This window comes from Pseudomonas sp. P4_D7 (assembly GCF_056401755.1).
Genome location: NZ_JBFUIR010000030.1, coordinates 104,426 through 123,260, shown reverse-complemented (window position 1 = coordinate 123,260; position 18,835 = coordinate 104,426). Strand labels below are relative to the sequence as shown.

Genomic DNA, 18,835 nt, shown 5'->3' with positions numbered 1-18,835 from the left:
GCGATGACGACTGGATCCCCATCGCGAGCTGCCTCAATCGGTCGCCATAAGACTCAGACATTCAGCTCGTAAAACTGAATGATCTCCGTCATCGCCCGCTGCGCTTCTTCGTCGCCCTTTATCAAAATGTCTTCGACATCCCTCAATGGCGGAAGAGGATGCAGACGTTCAGCAATCTGCATCGCGCTGTAGTCTTGAGTCGCTGTTCCTTCGCTGACTCTTATGAAGCCGATAGCGCTTTCGCCTGCGGCAAAATGATTGGAAACCCGGATTTTCGGTGCCATGCCGTAATCCACCACGATCACCAGATCATCGCGCTCACGGTGAAACTTCAAGTTGTCGATCGTCAGCCTGCGTTCGGAAAAGTCGATCCCGTCAAGGCCGTCTCCGCGATTGATGATCACGTCCCTGCCGAGGCCATCGTATCGGTAGATATCATTTCCGGCGCCGCCGGTTAGCGTGTCATTGCCCGGCCCACCCAACAGCAGATCATCACCGGGGCTGCCCGTGAGCACGTCATCCCCTTCCATGCCTCGGATTTCCCCCGCGCCGCTTATCGTGTCGTTGCCTCGACCACCGACTAACGGCAGCGCCCGTCCGTCTCGCAGAGACGTAAAACGCGTTGAATTGTTAACGGTTACACCCGTATGAAAAGTCTCGGGCGCAGGGCCTAGCTGACTTGACTCCAAGAGTTGTTTCAAACTCACGACCGACCCATCGGCGAAATTCAAGAGCTCAATCCCGGCCCCCTCGAGTTCACCATTGAGGGGCAAGACGATGCGAACTTTCTGTATCCCACCCCAATTGATATCGAGTGTCGGATGGAGCATTTTCGCTCTTGGCGGATTGCGGTGTGCCCCGCGACCTGGGTTGGGTTCCAGCTCGACATGTGTGGTTTCTATCAGCGCAGCACCCCAGCTCAATTGCAGTGCATCGCACTGCGCATCTGCTGGAAGGACGACAGTGTCCTGATCGATCAATCCGTACTCGTCTTTCCACCCCGCTGCGCCAACTTCTGCTCGGTGGAAAACAGGGTTCGGCACATCCGCAATCGTGGTAGTTGCTCCGGCGTGCGCTTGCACGATGTAGGTATCGGCACCGTCTTCACCGTAAAGCCAATCATCCCCTGCCCCGCTGACCAGATAGTCGGCGCCCTCGGAGCCCAGCAAGGTATCGTCACCTGCACCTGCGGATAAAAACGCGCCCGGTGTTCTGTCGCCGACAGTGCCGTAGTCAAGTGGGGAGCCTGCATAAGCGACAATCAGATCGTCTCCCGCGCCGCCGTGGAAAACGTTTTCCACTTCGACGTTGACTCGCCCGCCGGCATCGTCGCCTGGGACGATTTTGCGTTTGATCGTTTCAGTTGTGACATCCCAGCGAAACGCCTTGGGCACCGTTTCCCCCGAACCGAAGCTTGCTGCCGGATAGATGTACCAGCCCTCAAGCGTGCCGGATTCCTTACGGTCTTCAACCAATACATCTCCCGTATTGAATGAAAAGCCGGTAGCCGAGCCGGATCGATAATAGCGAGGCGCCTGACGTGAAGAGGCTATCGTCCCATCGGCTTTCACCTGTTTATGTTCGACACGGGTTGTGGTTTTCGACTGCCTTTCACTGACCACGGCATGCCCCGCATCAACCTTCATCCATGGCGGCGTTTCAGACAGTGTTCCCGCTTCGACGCTGTCATCGCTCAGCTCGGTGTGAGTGATGTAACCGGTGTCGCTAGTCGTGATATGACTGCGAACCCAGACGCCTTGATCACTCAAGGTGAAACCTGTGGCGTGTTTGCGGGCGGAGCGTCTGGATTTGATTTGCGCGAGGAATTTTTCAGTCCAGTCAACGGAGTGATCAGATGCCACAGGGCGTTGCGCCGCGATGGTTACATCGTCTGGCAGAACCGGGTCATCAACTTTGCTTTGCTGGATTCCTGTGGCGGTTACAACTTCCGGTACAGGTGACTCGGGCACCTTTATCGGCGGCAATGTTTTGCGCAGGACATCCTCATAACCAAGTACAACGCCATCGCTGAAACTGAATGTGGAATCCTTCCACTGCTCGTGACTCTTGATGAGTATCGCGTCGCCCGCGCCATTGAACAGCCGCAATACCCGGCCTACGGAAACATCAATAATGTCGGCTTTCAAACTTTTCGCAGAGAACCCGGCACCGAACTTGATGACATTGCTGCCACCTGAATCGGTGATAACGTCAAGACCATCACCCACCCCGAAATAGTAAACATCAGCGCCGTCATGGCCCTCCATCACGTCGTTACCGGCCCCGCCATCAAAAACGTTATTGCCGGAATCGCCACGAAGGTGGTCTACACCCTCCCCGCCCAACAACGTGTCGTTGCCACCACCGCCCAGCAAGGTATCGTTGCCTGAACCACCGTCCAGATAATCTGCGCCATGTTCGGCTTCGGCTGTCTGCGCGTAGTCGCCGGATAAAATGTCATCATCAGCGCCGCCATAAAGCGTGTCGGCGCCCAAGCCGCCCAAAAGGGTATCGTTTCCTTCATCGCCTTGAAGGTAATCATTGTTGATTCCACCTGACTGCAGGTTGGACACATCGCCATCCAGCGCGTCAGCTCCTGCCCCACCGATCAGGGTATCGGAACCACCCATTCCCTGAAGTGTGTCATCGCCCGCTCCACCATCAAGTAAATCATTGCCGTGGTACCGAATTGGATGCTCAGCATAATCCCCGGCCAGCGCGTCGTTACCCTCACCTCCGAACAGCAGATCATCCGCCCCGCCCCCCAAAAGTGTGTCGTCTCCCGCACCACCGTCCAGCAGGTCATTTCCAAAAAAGTGGGCGGCGTCACCGGCAACACCGTTCAGTACATCGTCATCGCCCTTGAGCGTGTCATTGCCTGGACCACCATAAATCGCGTCGTTTCCACCGTTACCAGCGAGCCAATCATCGCCACTGCCACCGTCCAATACATCGTTGCCATGGTGTTTGCTTTGCAGTCCACCGCCCCAATCGAGGTTGTCTCCCATTATCGTGTCGTTACCGCTTCCTCCGGCCAGCGTGTCATCCCCGCCATCCCCTCCAAGAAGATCATCTTCAGTTCCGCCATCAAGCAGATCGTCGCCCCATCCGCCATTGAGAACATCGCGACCGCCCTGGCCGTAGAGAACATCGTTATCGCCCTGCGTCGAACTATTGAAGGAGGCCTTTGAAAAGACAGTTCGGTGACTGGTGACACCACCGTCTATAAGCACTTTGACGCGTTTGAATCCCCATTTCTGCTCCAGCGCGCCCGTCGTTTCATCCCCTGATAAAACGTCATCTCCCGCACCTCCAATCAGCGTATCCCGATCGTTACCACCCAGAAGCACGTCCTGGGATGCCGTACCGATGAGCAAATCGTGACCTGCCCCGCCATCAAGCCAATCGCCTCGAGCGGCTTTCCCTTTAGAGTCGCCAGCGGCCATGGCTTTTTTGAGCGTCGTCTGTTTATCCCCAAACAACTGATCGTTTCCGTCCTTGCCGAACAATCGGTCTGATCCACCAAGTCCGAGAATGACGTCGTCTTTTGCAGAGCCGTAGAGCACATCGGCCTTGTTTCTCTGTTTTACGTTGGGCAATAGCAAGGCGTTGCCCAGCTCATCGTATGAGAACTGATCACCGGGAACATTGGGGTCGATATCTTTCGCTTTCCAGTCGCCCTGGAGAACCAGATCGGGAGCAGAGAACGTAGGGTCTTGGTGTTCAGGAAGTCGGATGCCAAGCATCCCGGGGCGGAAGTTCTTGATAACGACGAGGTCGTTCAGGCCATATTTGATGTTGAGGGTGGGTTCAGTGAGTTCTTCGATGAGGGTCAGGGTGATGGCCTGATCCTCGGTCGACCAGATATTGCTCAAAGGGGCGCGACGTTTGAGTGAAGGAATCGGCGAGCCGTTGATCCACAGCTGCCCATTGGCGTTGGCGTCGAAGATCTCATCGATGCCATCACCGCTGGAAAACTCATAGCGGTCGCTGCCCTCGCCACCGATCAAAGAGTCGTTACCCTTTCCTCCGACCAGAACATCATCACCGGCCATTCCGTACAGCGCATCATTGCCGTCGCCTCCGCCAAGCAAGTCGTTGCCGCGTCCACCCTCGATGACATCGTGACCTGCCAGTCCGTTGATCGTGTCATTGCCCGCGCCGCCATACAGATGATCAGTGTTCGCACCGCCCGCGAAAGACCGCGCACCGTCATCGCCGAACATGACCAGCGGATTCAACACACCGGTGGTCATCGGCGCCTGTTTGGCTGAGGCGAGATCGGAGTAGGAAAACATCTGCAGCGAGTGTTCTCCAAACGAGCCCTGGGTTCGGGCAATCAACCGGGCCAACATCTGCGCACGATCGGCAAGCCATTGCGCGGTGATGAAACCTTCGCCGGTCAGCGGATCGTAGAGTTCCAGTCCGCGTGCGGGGTAACCGTCATCGCGTTCGATGACGATTTCACTGAGTTGCTTCAGGGAATTGCGCAACGCCAGGCCGATGGGTGTCGACTCGCCAGCCAGTTTTGCCCATGAATTGGCGTTTCCGTATTCACCTATTGATCGGGTGACGATGCTTTGGGACTGCTCCGGTGAAAATGCCGAGAAGAATGCGTAAGCGTTGGTGGCGAAGGTTTCATCGGTGGTAGCTGGCGCTGCTGAATCGCCGTCGTAGGTGCGCTTGAACATGTCGAGGAATTCGTTCTGGCCATAGCGCAGTATCAGGTCGACCACGGCGGAAACCGGCGTGCCTTTAACGACATGCTGAATCAGCGGATTGAGGCTGCCACTGGCGAGCGCGATATTGATTTGCTCTGGCACGACGGAAAGCAGACTTTGCAATGGATTGACGCCGAAATTGCTGATCGCCGCTCGCAGGCCGACACTGTAGGAATCGATGGCGAACAGAATATTTTTATAGTCATCGAGCCTGTTGGCTTTTGTTTGAGTCGGCGGGCCGCCATCTTCCCCTTGCGCATCACCCGCAGAGATCAATCTCCAGGTTTCATAAGGCGGCGCTCCACCCAACAGGCTGAATCCGACTGTCCCTGACCAGCCGGCGTTATGGCTCACGGCGGTATCCTTCTCTCCGCAAGCCTCACTAAACAGTGCCTTGCCGATCGCACTGGCATCAATCTCTGCAATCTGGCTGATGGATGGAACCGTCCAGGGTGCCAGCCGACCCGCGAGGGATCCGTCGATCAAGGTATTGATGAAATTGGCGGCGACCTGATTCGATGACAGCTGCATCAGGTTTTCACTGAAGATTTTATTCAATCTCAGTTCACCTTGCCGCGAGGTGTAGCCGCGAATCAGGGCGGAGTAGGCACCGTTTCCCCCGTTGGCATCAATGGCCACGGCAAGCCAGAGCCTGGCGCTTTTCAGAATTTTTCCCGCTTCATTATCGACAACGGTAACCTCAGAAACTCTTCCGCCAATAATATCGAATAGTGTTTGATACAGGGGAGCGCAGCTAGCCCCTGCTATTCCCAGTGCCTCGTACTCAATTTTTTTTGAGAGAAGCCTCATACCTTTGCAAATATTGGCTGCGTTAAAGATCGCTGTTTTTTCAATATCGCTAAAAACATAAGTCATTGTTACTTCCTTGTAATAACTGAGCGTGAAAGATAATCACTGAGAAACTTGAGCATCTCAGGTGTTTCGCGTAATGACGATAGACCGAGGTCTACGCTGCCGTGCCCCCCAGCAAAGTCAAAGCTATCCAGATTGACAGTGCAGAAAAAGTTCAACTTGCCAAAATCCAGATTTTCCAATTCTGATCTGCTGAACCTTGCCAATTTCTCGTCAGTCAGTTGTTCCTCGGAAGCCGGGCGAATCAAACCGTCACAGCCTATCAACCGAGGGGTGCCGTCACGCCGCGGCCAGCCAGTAATGACAAACGTTCTGACGGAATCCACATTCTTGAAATGCGGCGGCGGAGCATCCAGCCAAATCTCTAACCCCGGATAATTAGTCAACTTCACAATCAACTCATCCGGCCAGTTGACGTGTCGATAGCCCCGTTCATGGGGTTCAGTGCTTTCTTTTTTTGTATAAAGCCCAGCGTTCAGTTTATAAAGACGCCAACTTTCAGGAATCGGCTTTACACTCTGATCGTGGTACGACCGTATCTCCGTCCCGGTCCACCAGAAATGCCCCTTGAGCGTATTGGCCAGACACGCTTTCTTATTCGCCAGTTCAGGCATGCCCACATAAAACTCCGGGACCAGAGTCTTATCCACATAGCTACCGCCCAGTATGGGCACCTGCTTCATGCTCGCCAGCTTCTTTTGGCAGGCCTCCTGATCCGCGTAATAGATTGCCATCGCCGCGGCGACTTGTTCTTCACGGATATAAAAATCCACCACGCAATAACAGGCATAAATAAACAAGCCGTATTTCAACAACTTCTTAAACCATTTAACCCATGGCTTACGCGACATCCGGAGCATTTCAAATCTTCCATTAAAACTGACGAGTAGGCTGTTTCTTGAGATGCCCGAACATCGCGCTTTCAAATACCTCAAAGTAGTGTTTCGTGCCGTACGCCACATCAAATCTGCTCGCCGTCAACTTCGCAGCGCGGCGCAGGCAGTCGTACTCATCAACGGAATCAAGAACCTTGGCAATACGTTTGGCGATACCGTGATGATCGAAGAAATCCACCAGCATTCCATTGTGACCATCGACGATCACCTCCCTTACCGGAGCCGTATCCGACGCTACTACCACACACCCAGCCGCCATCGCCTCCAGTAACGACCACGACATAACAAACGGATACGTCAAATAAACATGAACCTTTGAACAGTCCAGAACTGCCCGATAAGTCTGGTAAGGAAGCTTCCCTGTGAAATGAACGGTGGAATGATCGAAACTTACCTCTGCCTCCATCCTGCTGCGCCAATTTGCATAGCCAACCGGCTTACCCCCATAACTGACGTCATCACCGCCCACTATGATTATCTGCGCATCGGGACACTCAGCTTGAATATGCGGGATCGCTCGCATAAAACTGTGAAACCCGCGATAAGGCTCAAGATTCCTCGCGACATAAGTAACGATCGGCTGCCCGGCTCTCAGTTCGACGCCATTGGGCAACCTGACGGCCCCAGTTTTCGCCAAACTGGAACTTTGAATGACGCCCTCGTGAATAACCCGAATGGCCGACTGATAAGCTGCAGGAAACAGACTGCGCTGCCACCGCGTGGGCGCAATGGCAATGTCACATTGCTCAAGATTCAAAAGATGCAGCGAATTGAGCACTCGCAGCCTTGATGACTCTCTTGTGGCTCGCGGGAATTCAGGGTCGAACCCGGAATCTGCGCCCTGCGCCCGATAGTAATATTCGCAATAGTGAATAAGCGGCGCGTCAGGATAGACATCCTTGACGAACAGCGTTTCCCCCCATCCGGGATGAGCGAGAATCACGTCCGGCCGATAACCCGAATGTTTCAGCCGGCTCAGAATTTCAGAAACCTTCTGTCCATCAGTCACCGCTTGTTCGTAACGGGTCAGGTAGGGGTGAATACCGCCCGGTGCTCGGCTGGCAGCGCGGTATCGATATATTTTCACCCCAGCGATACCCGGCGCCGTATCCCGACCTATCGCCAAAACCTCATAACGCCTGTCAATCGCCGCCAGCACCACATGACGGAACTGGCCCGGAAAGTTTTGGTGAATCACAAGAAGCTTCATAGCGGCATCGTCCTTTTATTCGCCGCTGTTGAACTGAGTTTTGCTCACCTTGATCGGCACGAACAGACGCTAACAAATGCAAGGAAATGAAACTGTAGGAAGTGTCTGGGAATGCCCTAGGAGATGGCTAACGGGGCGACTTTTTCGACGGGCATAAAAAGCGGCGCAGGGCTCATTTGACCTGTACGCAAAGACTCATACTTGGTTTATGGCGTTTATTCACGGAGTGTTTTTACACTCGTGAACGCTGGAAGCGCCAACCTGCGCGCTCCCAAGGATGACTCTTTGACTATGGACAGTCTCATGACGGGCAACACCCTCGTACTCACACCTTCGCAGACTCAACGGCTCTCCCCTGACGATCAATCCACGCCTGGACCTGATGACATCGACTCCCCGGCTACTCCCCTGGCTAACTTGGGTGGGGCGTTGTCCTGGCCCATTCCCCTGAGTGCGGACGAACAACGCCGCTTGCGTCTGATCACCATGAGCCATGCACACCATTTGGGCGACCAGCCGCTGGTGATGCAGATCAAGGGCGGTGTGCTGGAGTTCTTGCGTTATGACCACCCTATTCCCGAGAACGTGACAGACGACCCTGCAAAGATGCTCGACGCGCTGCTCCGCTCCCCGCAAGGGCAACTGATGGGCAAAACGCTGCAACAGAGAATGCAAGGCATCGACAGCGATAGCAGCGTTATGGATTACCTGCTGGCGGGGATCGCACTGCAGATGGATCCTGAGTCGATCACCGCCCCCCTTCGCAACAAGACAGCTGGCTTCGATCTGGCCAGCAATCGACATTGCGGCCGGCATGCATCTGCAGTCATCGATGACCTCGCCGAACACTTAAGCCGTGAAGGCAGAACCAGCGCTGCCCTGGCGAAAACCGGCGCCTACCTTTTGCTAGGCAGGTCGGCACCGCAGTTTCTGATTGCAGACATTCCCCGAAATGTGAAAGTTGGCAGTCTGGCCTGGGCCAACCTGACCATGGCGGCAATGGCCATCGAGGCACAAACACCTGGCAAAGTCCCCGGACTGACGTTTGCCCAAGTCATGAGCAAGGCTGAAAGTGCTCGCCGGGCTGACCCGGCATCGACTCAACGCATTCAGACAGCCGTATTACGCGATTGGGCTGTMACCAACGAAATCATCCTGAAAAGAAACGATGACGCCTACACCGACGGACAACTCGAAACGATAAGAGCGACATTTAACCAAGAGCTTGAAGAGCGGCTTGCTGCCGCCAGGATTCTGGACAAAGCATTACCGACACGAAAAGACATTGCCCTGGCCCTGCTGATAGAGCGGTTTAGCGATCTGGGCACGCTTTTCGAAGTCAAGGCTCTCCACACGGATACGTATCGTGGCGAGAGTGGACAGACGGGTTTCAGTGGCATCCATTCGCTTCTGGATTACGCAATGATGGACTTGCCGAATCCGCGTCCACTTGCATCAAGTGATACCCGCCTCCCACTCGAGGCATTGAATAACAACCCGACGTTCGGTGTGCGGGAAGCCTTCGACCGGCAGTTCGCCCGCTCAATTCTGGATAAAAAGGCCGCCGTCAATACAACGATCAGGCACATGATCTCCCTGCTCCCACTAGAAGACAAAAAGAACTTCGGGTTTGGAAAAGTCAGCTTTTTCCAACAAGGTTCATTTGTCTCGGATGGATTTTTCAATCATACCCCTTGCCCCAACGAGCCCGGGCTGCTCATCAGGACGGAGCTGAGCGGCACGTTCCAGGCGTATGAAATCAACATCAATAAAGACACGATTGAACGGACGGCGCTGCACAAGGCAAAGCAACAGGAATCAAGGGAGGCCAACAAATACTTCACGACCAAAGAGCTTGTCCCCCGTGAAGCGGCAAATGAACTGGGTCGCGAGCTCGCTTTAAGCGAATCACTGGTGAGCAGTTTCAGCAGCGCGCGGTCCCGTGCGATTGCCGACGCCTTTGTGCAACATCTGGATCTGGATGACCTCGCAATCAAAGAGCTCGCACGCGGGCAAACCCCCATGGACGAATATTACCGGCCCAAACCGCTGGGTGAGTTTTTGTTGAACTTGATCCCCTTCAGATCCGCCATTGTCAATTTCCAGAAGGGCAACTACGGCGAGGCGGTGTTTGATCTCACCGTGGATGTATTCGGTTTTCTCACGGCGGGCGTCGCCACGGCAGGGAAACTGATCAGAATCGGCAGGACTGCTCTGTCCACCGGCGCCAAGGCATTGAAGACCGCCCATGTCATCGGTGTCGCCACCATTGATGTGCTCAACCCGGTGGGTGGCTTGAGTGATCTGGCCAGACTCGTGGGCACCGGTGGCCTTTATCTGCTATCCAGAGGCGCCAAAGCCGTCAACCGGCTCAGGGGGACCGCCGACAGTTACGATGTCTTGAAAGCGCTCAGCAAACAGTATGACGCGGCGGCAACGGGCACCGTAAAAGTAACTGGCCAGACTGTGGAGGGGGCGGCCGTGCTGAAGAGCGGTCAATGGTATTCATTTGATGCCGACACGATGCGACCTTACGGCAGCCCGCTCGAGGAATTCGCTGTCGCCACCCAGGCGGTCGCCGGAGAAGTGCTCGCTGCACACATCGATGGGTGGGACGAACTGAGCCATACCCTGTTCAGCCGCTACAGTGTGCCCGATTCCAGAATCGCCGGGCTCTCTCGCAACAGCCAAGGGGTGTATGTTGCCGCCGACGGACACCTCTCCCACATACGCCATACCGATGGCAGCGGTACCACGGCGGTGTACGAGGTCAGGCAAGTCACTCGCACGGAAGACGGCGTCGTGCGTGCGCGGGTGTATCACGACAACCGGCAAACCAGTCTGCTGGTCCAGCATCTCCAGGGTGATCAGTGGCAACGACTGGGATTGTTTGGTGGGGGGCAGATCACGGCGGATCACTTGCGGGCCTGGGAGGCGTTGCCGCAAGCGGAACAGAAGAGGCTGACCATTCGGGGCTTTGCGCGACAGAACGGAGTGTCGGCCAAAACCTTTGCGTACTACGTAGAACCCGAGGGGCAATTGAGCGCTGCCGGCTTGCTCATGCGTAACCGACCCGCCAACACCCCTTTCAACAAGGTGACTCATGTACATGTCCGTGATTGGCAAACCATGACACAGCCGGCGCGTGACGCAATGACCATGGAAGGATTTGCCGGCCACCACCACCTTAATCCGATCTCGTTCAAAACTTATGTGCGAGCCGACGGGCTCGGGCCCGCTGGTGAGACGCTGCTGAACAGGACGGCCGGCAGCTCTTACAACGCGATTACCGATGACCATTTACGCACGTGGAAAGGGTTGTTCGAGAAACCGGACAACTCGGTCACACCGCAAGAGTTCATACGTGAACACGGGCTCAGCCCGAACTCTTGGAGACATCACGTTAAAGTTGATGGCACCCTGAAAGATGAGACTGTGCAGCGTCTTGATCAAGCTCGGCAAACGTCCGCCGTGCCTGTCGCTGCCACGCCAGCCCGTCTGCCGGCGCGGGTTCCGGGGGGACTGGAGGAGAAGATCACTGCCGAGCATCTACTGAATTGGGAGGTGGTGTCGCGTAACAGACAGGGGAACACGAGTCGTGCAGACTTTGCCCGGCAACATAACCTGTCCCAGACAACTTTTGAATACTACGTGCAACCTGACGGCCAACTGAGTGCTACGGGCGCCATTGTGCGCAACCGCCCCGCCAATACCCCCTTCAACAAGGTGACCCAAACGCATATCGATCATTGGCAAAACATGACGCAAATAGCGCGTGACGCAATGACCATGGTGGGATTTGCCGGTCATCACCACCTTCATCCGGGGACGTTCAAAAGTTTTGTGCGGCGCAATGGCAGCTTGGGGCCTGCCGGTATAGCGCTATTGAACAGGGCAACGGGCACCGCCTATAACGCGATTACCGATGATCATCTACGCGAGTGGAGCCGGCAATTCGGGCAACCGGATAATTTGGTCACGGCAGCGGAGTTCGTCAGTCAACACGGATTTAGCCCAACCTCTTGGCATGCGCAAGTAAGAGCTAATGGATCTTTACGAGATGCCACTGCGCAGCGTCTCTATCCAGCTGGGCACGACGTCGCTCTACTCGCCTCCGCGCCCCAAAAACCTGATGCAAGTGCGAGCCTGCCGGCTCATTTGCCAAGCCGGCGTAGTGAGTTAATTACTGCTGAGCACTTGTTGGCTTGGGAAGCATTACCGCGAGCAGAACGGCTGTCGCTCACCCGCGAGGGTTTTTCCCGCCAGAAAGGTCTATCCGGCAAAACCTTTGCGTACTACGTGGAGCCTGACGGACAGTTGAGCGCCGCGGGCATGATCGTGCGTGAACGCCCCGCCGGCACACCCGTCAATCAGGTGACCGTGGCGCATATTCGTGATTGGCAAGCCATGACACAACCGTTGCGTGATGCAATGACCATGGAGGGATTTGCCGGTCTTCATCACCTTCATCCGGGTTTGTTTAAAAGTATTGTCCGGCAAAATGGAAGCCTGGCACCTGCCGGTGAAGCGATGTTGAACAGGGCGGCAGGCGTAGTTTACAACCCGATTAGAGATGAGCATCTAAGCCAGTGGAAAATGCTCTTCGAGAAGTCGGACAACACAGTCACAGTTGAAGAATTCGTACGCCAGCACGGATTAAGCCCCAACTCTTGGCGACGACTTGTCAGAGCTAATGGGCTCTTAAAAGATACCGCTGTGCGGCGTCTCGAACATGCAGGGAGAAACACCACATTGTCTCCCGCGCCTCAACAAATCGAGACAAGTTCGGGACAAAAGCGGCCAGCACAGGAATCTGTCGACCCGACCCAGCCGAAGAAGTCTGCCGACACACCACAAAACTCAGCACAGGCTCCCGGTCCCTCCTCGGACATCCTGCCTGTCGCAATCAAGGTTGAAACCGGAACGTCCTCGTCATTGCCTCATCAGGTCGACAACACATTGCCAATCCTGCAGGACCCAAAGAACCCCAGGCTCAGTTTGACCGATGCATTAGAGGGGCCGATAGATGACATCCGTATCGCCCACTGGAATGGCCTGCTTGACGGTCTCGATAACGCAAGCAAAAAAAACGTTTCAAGCCAGATCAAGGAATCGATCAAAGACTGGTTGCGTACCGAAGGACAGCATCAATCGCGGTTTGATCAAACTCTGGAAGTGTTCACGGCTCTGGATGACGGTGGACCCAATCGCGGCGCGTCAGTGTGGGCACGACGCGATATTGCCAAATTTGAAGTGCTAGGACCGTACGCAGGCAAGTTTCATGAATCAGATGCGTCGTTGTTTCAGGAGATACGCAAACAAGGTTCACGGGCAGTGCTGACTTACTTGTTCGGCACACGCTCGGGCAATCGCTCGGTGAGTGGGCTGCACACGGGCAATACCCTGAGCCTGATCAATACCTCACAACTGGGCAATGAGCCGGCATGGAAGTCGAACAACGTCATTTCCATTGCCGCGGGAAAAAACCTGACGTTCTACGTGGCGCTAGAGGACATCAGCAAGGGTGATGAATTACTGATGGATTACGGCCTGCTCTATCAGCCCGTACCTGATATAGCGGTTAAACAGGACCCTGGTCGCTGACTGCCCGTTGAGGCGTCAAAGCGCCGACGGCCATTGATCCGTGGGTGTGCTGTACAGTGGCGCCTTAATCCTGACGATATTCCCCGGGCATAAAAAAGCGGCGCTAATTGCGCCGCTTTCATTTGCGTGGATCTACCAGCGGTTGCCACGTCCGTTATGGTCGCCACGCCCGCTGTGTCGGTCGTAGTTGCCGCGACCGCGGTGATCGTTATCCCAACCGCCGCGACGATGGCCATCCCAACGCCCGCGATCGTTGTCGTGCCAGCGACGGCTTTCGTAATAACGTGGAGCCGGCTGGTAGTAACGCGGCGCCGATTGGTAATAGCGCGGTTGCTGGTAATACCGCGGGGCTGGCTGGTAGTAGCGTGGCTGCGCGTAATACCTGCTGCCACCGTTGTAATACGTGCCGCCCGTGTTGTAGTAGGCCGGTGCGGGTGATGTGTAGACCTCTGAGCTGTAATACGAGTCCGCGTAGGAGTACGGGACGCAACCGGCAACGGAAAACATCATCGCAGCAAGTAGAAGAATTCGTCTATACATGGCGGCCTCCTGGACCGCGGGTTGGCCACACCAGCGACGCTGGCAGGCGACAGTCATTTAATCGGTGACTGTCGAAAAATCAGACAGCGTTTTCGGCATCTGGTGCGTTCCTGCAACAAGTTGAAACAAGTGATTGATGAAATCCTGTTCATTTGGAAAACGCTGTCATTCAGCCGCTGATTAATGGTGGCCACCGTGATATCCGCCGCCGTGATAACCCCGTCCGTAACCGCCTCGATAGCCGTAGCCACCGTGGTAATAACGCGCGCCGCCGTAGTAGCGCGGGCCGTAATAACCACCATAGTAATAAGGCGAGTAATAGCCGGGAGAGTAGTAAGTAGACGGATACCCATCGTAGGGACCAGCGTAGTAATAACAACCAGACAGACCCAAACCGAGCACCGCTCCCAGCAGCACCCTTCGCAATGTTTTTTGAATAAGCATGGCGGCCTCCTGAAAGACCTGCGACAGCAGTCGGCACAGACCGGCTGACATCTGTTTTGACTGGCGAAATCATGCCGAGTGCCAACAGCGCAAAACCATCGGATCAGCGGCAAACACGCTGCATCACGGTGCAGCCGCGCACCAACACAAAGCGCCTCAGCGCCCTCGCCGCCAATCCTAAGCAACCCGCGCGCCCGTGCCAGAGCGCCTGACGCAACTTGGCACGCGTCTCGCTTTAGCAAACCCGTGCAGGAGTCATCACAGGTTCGCGGCACCACAATTTGCAATGGCTGACTAGGGTTCCGGCTCGCAATCGCGAGTGGCTGGTCCGAGAGTTGGCGACCTCCAGTTGAGGTTACACGGCGGGACAAAAGCCCGGGAGACAAGCCACCGTTCGCGGTGCCGCGTTGCCTTCCTGTCCGCCCTTGATCAACTGGAGAATCCACCATGACCCGACTACGTTTGCCCGCCCTGCTCGCCGCTGCGTTCGCCGCGCTCATCAGCACGCAATCCCCCGCCGCCCAGAAAGACCATTTCAGCGTCTGCTGGACGATTTACGCCGGCTGGATGCCCTGGGAATACGCCGGCAGCCAAGGCATAGTCGACAAATGGGCGAAGAAGTACGGGATCAAGATCGACGTCGTGCAACTCAACGACTACGTCGAATCGATCAACCAGTACACCGCCGGCCAGTTCGACGGCTGCACCATGACCAACATGGATGCGCTGACCATTCCGGCGGCGGGCGGCGTCGACAGTACTGCGCTGATCGTCAGCGACTTCTCCAACGGCAACGACGGCATTGTCCTCAAGGGCGAGGGCAAGACAGTCGCCGACCTCAAGGGCATGGACGTCAATCTGGTCGAACTGTCGGTCTCGCACTACCTGCTGGCCCGCGCGCTGGACTCGGTCGACCTGACCGAGAAAGACCTGAAAGTGGTCAACACTTCCGACGCCGATATCTCCGCCGCTTTCAACACCGAACAGGTCAACGCCGTCACTACCTGGAACCCGATGCTCTCGGACATCAAGGCCAAGCCGGGCGTGACCGAAGTGTTCAATTCCAGTCAGATTCCCGGCGAGATCATGGACATGATGGTGGTCAACAGCGCCACCCTCAAAGACAACCCGGCGCTGGGCAAAGCGCTGACCGGCGCGTGGTTCGAAGTGGTCGAGCTGATGAACGCCAAGAACGCCGCGAGCAAAGCTGCGCTGGAACACATGGCAAAGGCCTCGGGCACGGATCTGGGCGGATTCCAGGCACAACTCGACACCACCAAATTGTTCGCCACCCCGAGCGAAGCGCTGAGTTTCGCCACCAGCAAACAGCTGCCGGAAACCATGCGCAAGGTCGCCGAGTTCTCGTTCCAGCACGGCTTGCTCGGCGAAGGCGCGAAAGACACCAGCGCGGTCGGCATGGCCTTCGCCAACGGCGTGACCAGTGGCGATACCGGCAACCTCAAGCTGCGTTTCGATCCGACCTACGTGCAGATGGCCGCCGACGCCAAGCTGTAAGCCACGGAGGATTTGGCCATGCGCCTGATCAATCGCCACCCGGATCGCCCGAGTCGCCTGTTGCTGGTGATCCTGCCGTTCGCTCTGCTGCTGTTCGCCTATTTCATGGGCTCGGCCGAGCGCCTGGCGGACAACCCCAACGACAAACTGCTGCCGAGCGCCGTACAGATGACCGACGCGGTCAAACGCCTGGCCTTCAATGCCGACAGTCGCACCGGTGACTACCTGTTATGGCAGGACACGGCTTCCAGCCTGCGGCGTCTGGCTATCGGCCTTGGCATCGCCGCGCTGGCCGGGCTGTGCCTGGGCATCGCTGCCGGCACGTTGCCGCTGTTCGGTGCGCCGTTGTCGCCGCTGCTGACAGTGCTGTCGATGGTGCCACCGCTGGCGATCCTGCCCATTCTGTTCATCGTGTTCGGTCTGGGCGAGTTGTCGAAGGTCATGCTGATCGTGATCGGCATCACGCCGGCGCTCGCTCGCGACCTTGAACAGCGTGCGCGGGAAATCCCCGTCGAACTGCTGATCAAGGCGCAGACCCTCGGCGCCTCGACCTGGACGTTGATGCTGCGCGTAGTGCTGCCGCAGCTGTTACCGCGTTTGTTGATCTCGTTGCGGCTGATGCTCGGTTCGGCGTGGTTGTTCCTGATTGCCGCCGAAGCGATCGCCTCCACCGACGGCCTCGGCTACCGGATTTTTCTGGTCCGGCGTTATCTGGCGATGGACGTGATCCTGCCGTATGTGGTGTGGATCACCCTCCTCGCCTGGCTGATGGATTGGGGCCTGAAATACCTGACCCGTCGCGCATTCCCTTGGTATGAGGGGGCGGCCAAATGAGCTTCATCACCGTGAAAAACGTCTGGCAGCAATACGCCGATCAGGTGGTGCTGGAAGGCTTGAACCTGAGCGTCAACGAAGGTGAATTCTGCACCTTGGTCGGCGCGTCCGGTTGCGGCAAATCGACCTTCCTGCGTCTGCTGCTCGGCCAGGAAACGGCGAGTCGCGGCGAGATCCTGCTCGACGGCCAAACGCTCGCCAGCGAGCCGGATGCCAGCCGTGGCGTGGTGTTCCAGCGCTACTCGGTATTCCCGCATTTGAGCGTGCTCGACAACGTCGCCCTCGGCCTCGAACTGCCGCGTGCGCCATTGCTCGGTCGGCTGTTCGGCAGCGCCAAACGTGAAGCTCGCGAACAAGCGGCAGCATTGCTGAATAAAGTTGGCCTCGGCCATGCGCTGGACAAGTACCCGGCGCAGCTGTCCGGCGGTATGCAGCAACGGCTGGCGATTGCCCAGGCACTGATCATGAAACCGCGCGTGCTGCTGCTCGACGAACCGTTCGGCGCGCTCGATCCGGGCATCCGCAAAGACATGCACGCCTTGCTGCTGGAGCTGTGGCGCGAAACCAAACTGACGGTGTTCATGGTCACCCATGACCTGTCCGAAGGCTTCAGCCTCGGCACGCGTCTGCTGGTGTTCGACAAGGTTCGCCTCGACCCGCACGCCCCCGGCGCCTATGGCGCGCGCATCACCTACGACATCCCTTTGAACAGCGACCGCCGCGCCCAACGCGCCGCCGTCGACGCCCTGCCGTTGCCACTGGCAGGTGCCCTTCGCACCGCTTGAGAGGACTGCTCCGATGAATAAGCCGATGACTGATTCGACCCAACTGTTCCCACCTTTCGCCGAAGAAATGCTTCCCGGCGGCGGCCATCGCTCTTTCGTGTTGAAGCGCGGTCAATTGCTGCGCCTGACCGACCTGCGCGGCGGCGCCAACGTCAGCCTGACCCTGCTCAACGCCAATGAAAAAACCGAACGGCTGAACCTGCCCGACAGCCTCAAATGTCAACACACCGCCAAGCTCACCAGCGGCCATTGCCTGTACTCGGACATGGGCCGCGTCCTCGCCGCGATCACCGCCGACACCTGCGGCTGGAGCGACAGCCTCGGCGGCGTGCTCTGCGCCGAAGAAGTCGCGCAGAAGTACGGTCAGGGCCGCTATCAGGAACTGCGCAACGGCTTCTTCCGCAACGGTACCGACAACCTGCTGGTGGAACTCGGCAAGTGGGGCCTGGGCCTCTCCGACCTGTTGATGACGCTCAATCTGTTCAGTCGCGTCAACGTCGACGAGGCCGGGCGTTTCCACTTCGTCGAAGGCAATTCCAAGGCCGGCGATTACATCGAACTGTACGCGCCGATGGACACGCTGGTGGTGCTCACTGCGCTGCAGCACCCGATGGATCCGGCGCCGGAATACGCACCGAAACCACTGAAGCTGAGCTGGATGAACGCTGACGCCAGCGTCGCCGAACACTGCCGCACCTCGCGCCCGGAAAATGAGCGCGGCTTTATCAACACCGACCGTTTGTTCGCCTGAGGATCGCTGCCATGTCAGTTGCTATCGCCACTTCGCAAAACCAACCCGACACAGCGGTGTACCGCGCCACGATCCCGGCCGGTGAACCCTGGCTGATGGAGGTCAAGGCCGGCCAGACCTTGCGCATCCTTGATCTGGAAGGTAATCAGGCCATCGATACGTTGTTCTACAGCCTTGCCAATCCCAAGGAACGCTACGACGTGCAGCGCACCTTGCGTCGGCAGAACAGCGTCTATCTGAGCACCGGCAGCGTGCTGTATTCCAACCTCGGCCACGCGATGCTGACCATCGTCGCCGACACTTGCGGACGCCACGACACCCTCGGCGGTGCCTGTGCACAAGAGAGCAACACCGTGCGCTACGCCCTGGAAAAACGCTACATGCACAGCTGCCGCGACAACTACCTGCGCGCCTGCGCCCACGACGGGCGACTGGGCAAAAGCGACATCGGGCCGAACATCAATTTCTTCATGAATGTGCCGGTGACGGCGGATGGCGGGCTGACCTTCGAGGACGGGATTTCGGCGCCGGGCAAGTACGTCGATTTACGCGCGGAGATGGACGTGATCGTGCTGATTTCCAACTGCCCGCATCGCGAGCAGGCTCACTCCTACAAGGGATCGGTGGTGATCTGAAGTGTTTTTTCATCCGGGACGGCCCGG

Annotated in this window: 11 protein-coding genes and 1 riboswitch; of the genes, 6 read left to right on the top strand and 5 right to left on the bottom strand. The window is 56.9% G+C overall.

The window, feature by feature from the left end; translation table 11 throughout:
* Positions 1-53: 53 nt before the first annotated feature.
* From AC1DVF_RS19295 to AC1DVF_RS19285, 3 genes are read right to left on the bottom strand one after another with little or no spacing between them, the layout of a single operon-like run.
* Positions 54-5,597: a calcium-binding protein gene (locus AC1DVF_RS19295; protein ID WP_477782988.1), complete on the bottom strand. Its 5,544-nt coding sequence runs from the start codon at positions 5,595-5,597 to the stop codon at positions 54-56.
* A gap of 2 nt (positions 5,598-5,599) precedes the next feature.
* Positions 5,600-6,454 carry a hypothetical protein gene (locus AC1DVF_RS19290; RefSeq protein WP_477782987.1) on the bottom strand — a complete coding sequence of 285 codons (855 nt, stop codon included), beginning with the start codon at positions 6,452-6,454 and terminating at the stop codon, positions 5,600-5,602.
* Between the two features lie 13 nt (positions 6,455-6,467).
* Positions 6,468-7,700 (bottom strand): glycosyltransferase family 4 protein, encoded by a 1,233-nt coding sequence (locus AC1DVF_RS19285; RefSeq protein WP_460090109.1) that lies wholly within the window; start codon positions 7,698-7,700, stop codon positions 6,468-6,470.
* 303 nt (positions 7,701-8,003) lie between these two features.
* Here AC1DVF_RS19285 and AC1DVF_RS19280 point away from each other — a divergent pair, with 303 nt between their 5' ends.
* Positions 8,004-13,304 (top strand): SET domain-containing protein-lysine N-methyltransferase, encoded by a 5,301-nt coding sequence (locus AC1DVF_RS19280; protein ID WP_477782986.1) that lies wholly within the window; start codon positions 8,004-8,006, stop codon positions 13,302-13,304.
* A 132-nt stretch (positions 13,305-13,436) separates the two neighbouring features.
* On the opposite strand, the gene AC1DVF_RS19275 is transcribed toward AC1DVF_RS19280, so the two are convergent.
* Positions 13,437-13,844, bottom strand: a complete 408-nt coding sequence (locus AC1DVF_RS19275; RefSeq protein ID WP_099758249.1) for a hypothetical protein — start codon at positions 13,842-13,844, stop codon at positions 13,437-13,439.
* 180 nt (positions 13,845-14,024) lie between these two features.
* Positions 14,025-14,288 (bottom strand): hypothetical protein, encoded by a 264-nt coding sequence (locus AC1DVF_RS19270; protein ID WP_034153133.1) that lies wholly within the window; start codon positions 14,286-14,288, stop codon positions 14,025-14,027.
* Positions 14,289-14,571: 283 nt separating this feature from the next.
* Positions 14,572-14,672, top strand: a riboswitch (guanidine-I (ykkC/yxkD leader).
* A 63-nt stretch (positions 14,673-14,735) separates the two neighbouring features.
* Here AC1DVF_RS19270 and AC1DVF_RS19265 point away from each other — a divergent pair.
* From AC1DVF_RS19265 to AC1DVF_RS19245, 5 genes are read left to right on the top strand one after another with little or no spacing between them, the layout of a single operon-like run.
* Positions 14,736-15,803 carry a putative urea ABC transporter substrate-binding protein gene (locus AC1DVF_RS19265; RefSeq protein ID WP_477782985.1) on the top strand — a complete coding sequence of 356 codons (1,068 nt, stop codon included), beginning with the start codon at positions 14,736-14,738 and terminating at the stop codon, positions 15,801-15,803.
* 18 nt (positions 15,804-15,821) lie between these two features.
* A complete protein-coding gene (locus tag AC1DVF_RS19260) occupies positions 15,822-16,637 on the top strand; it encodes an ABC transporter permease (protein ID WP_077571513.1) in 816 nt (271 codons plus the stop codon).
* The gene (locus AC1DVF_RS19255) at positions 16,634-17,422 is read left to right on the top strand and encodes an ABC transporter ATP-binding protein (protein WP_460127387.1); all 789 of its coding nucleotides are present in this window, start codon (positions 16,634-16,636) and stop codon (positions 17,420-17,422) included. The genes AC1DVF_RS19260 and AC1DVF_RS19255 overlap by 4 nt, the downstream gene beginning before the upstream one ends.
* Positions 17,423-17,447: 25 nt before the next feature.
* Positions 17,448-18,173, top strand: coding sequence for an urea amidolyase associated protein UAAP1 (locus AC1DVF_RS19250; protein WP_095049202.1), 726 nt, complete (start codon positions 17,448-17,450; stop codon positions 18,171-18,173).
* Positions 18,174-18,184: 11 nt separating this feature from the next.
* A complete protein-coding gene (locus tag AC1DVF_RS19245; RefSeq protein ID WP_477782984.1) occupies positions 18,185-18,808 on the top strand; it encodes an urea amidolyase associated protein UAAP2 in 624 nt (207 codons plus the stop codon).
* Positions 18,809-18,835 lie beyond the last annotated feature (27 nt).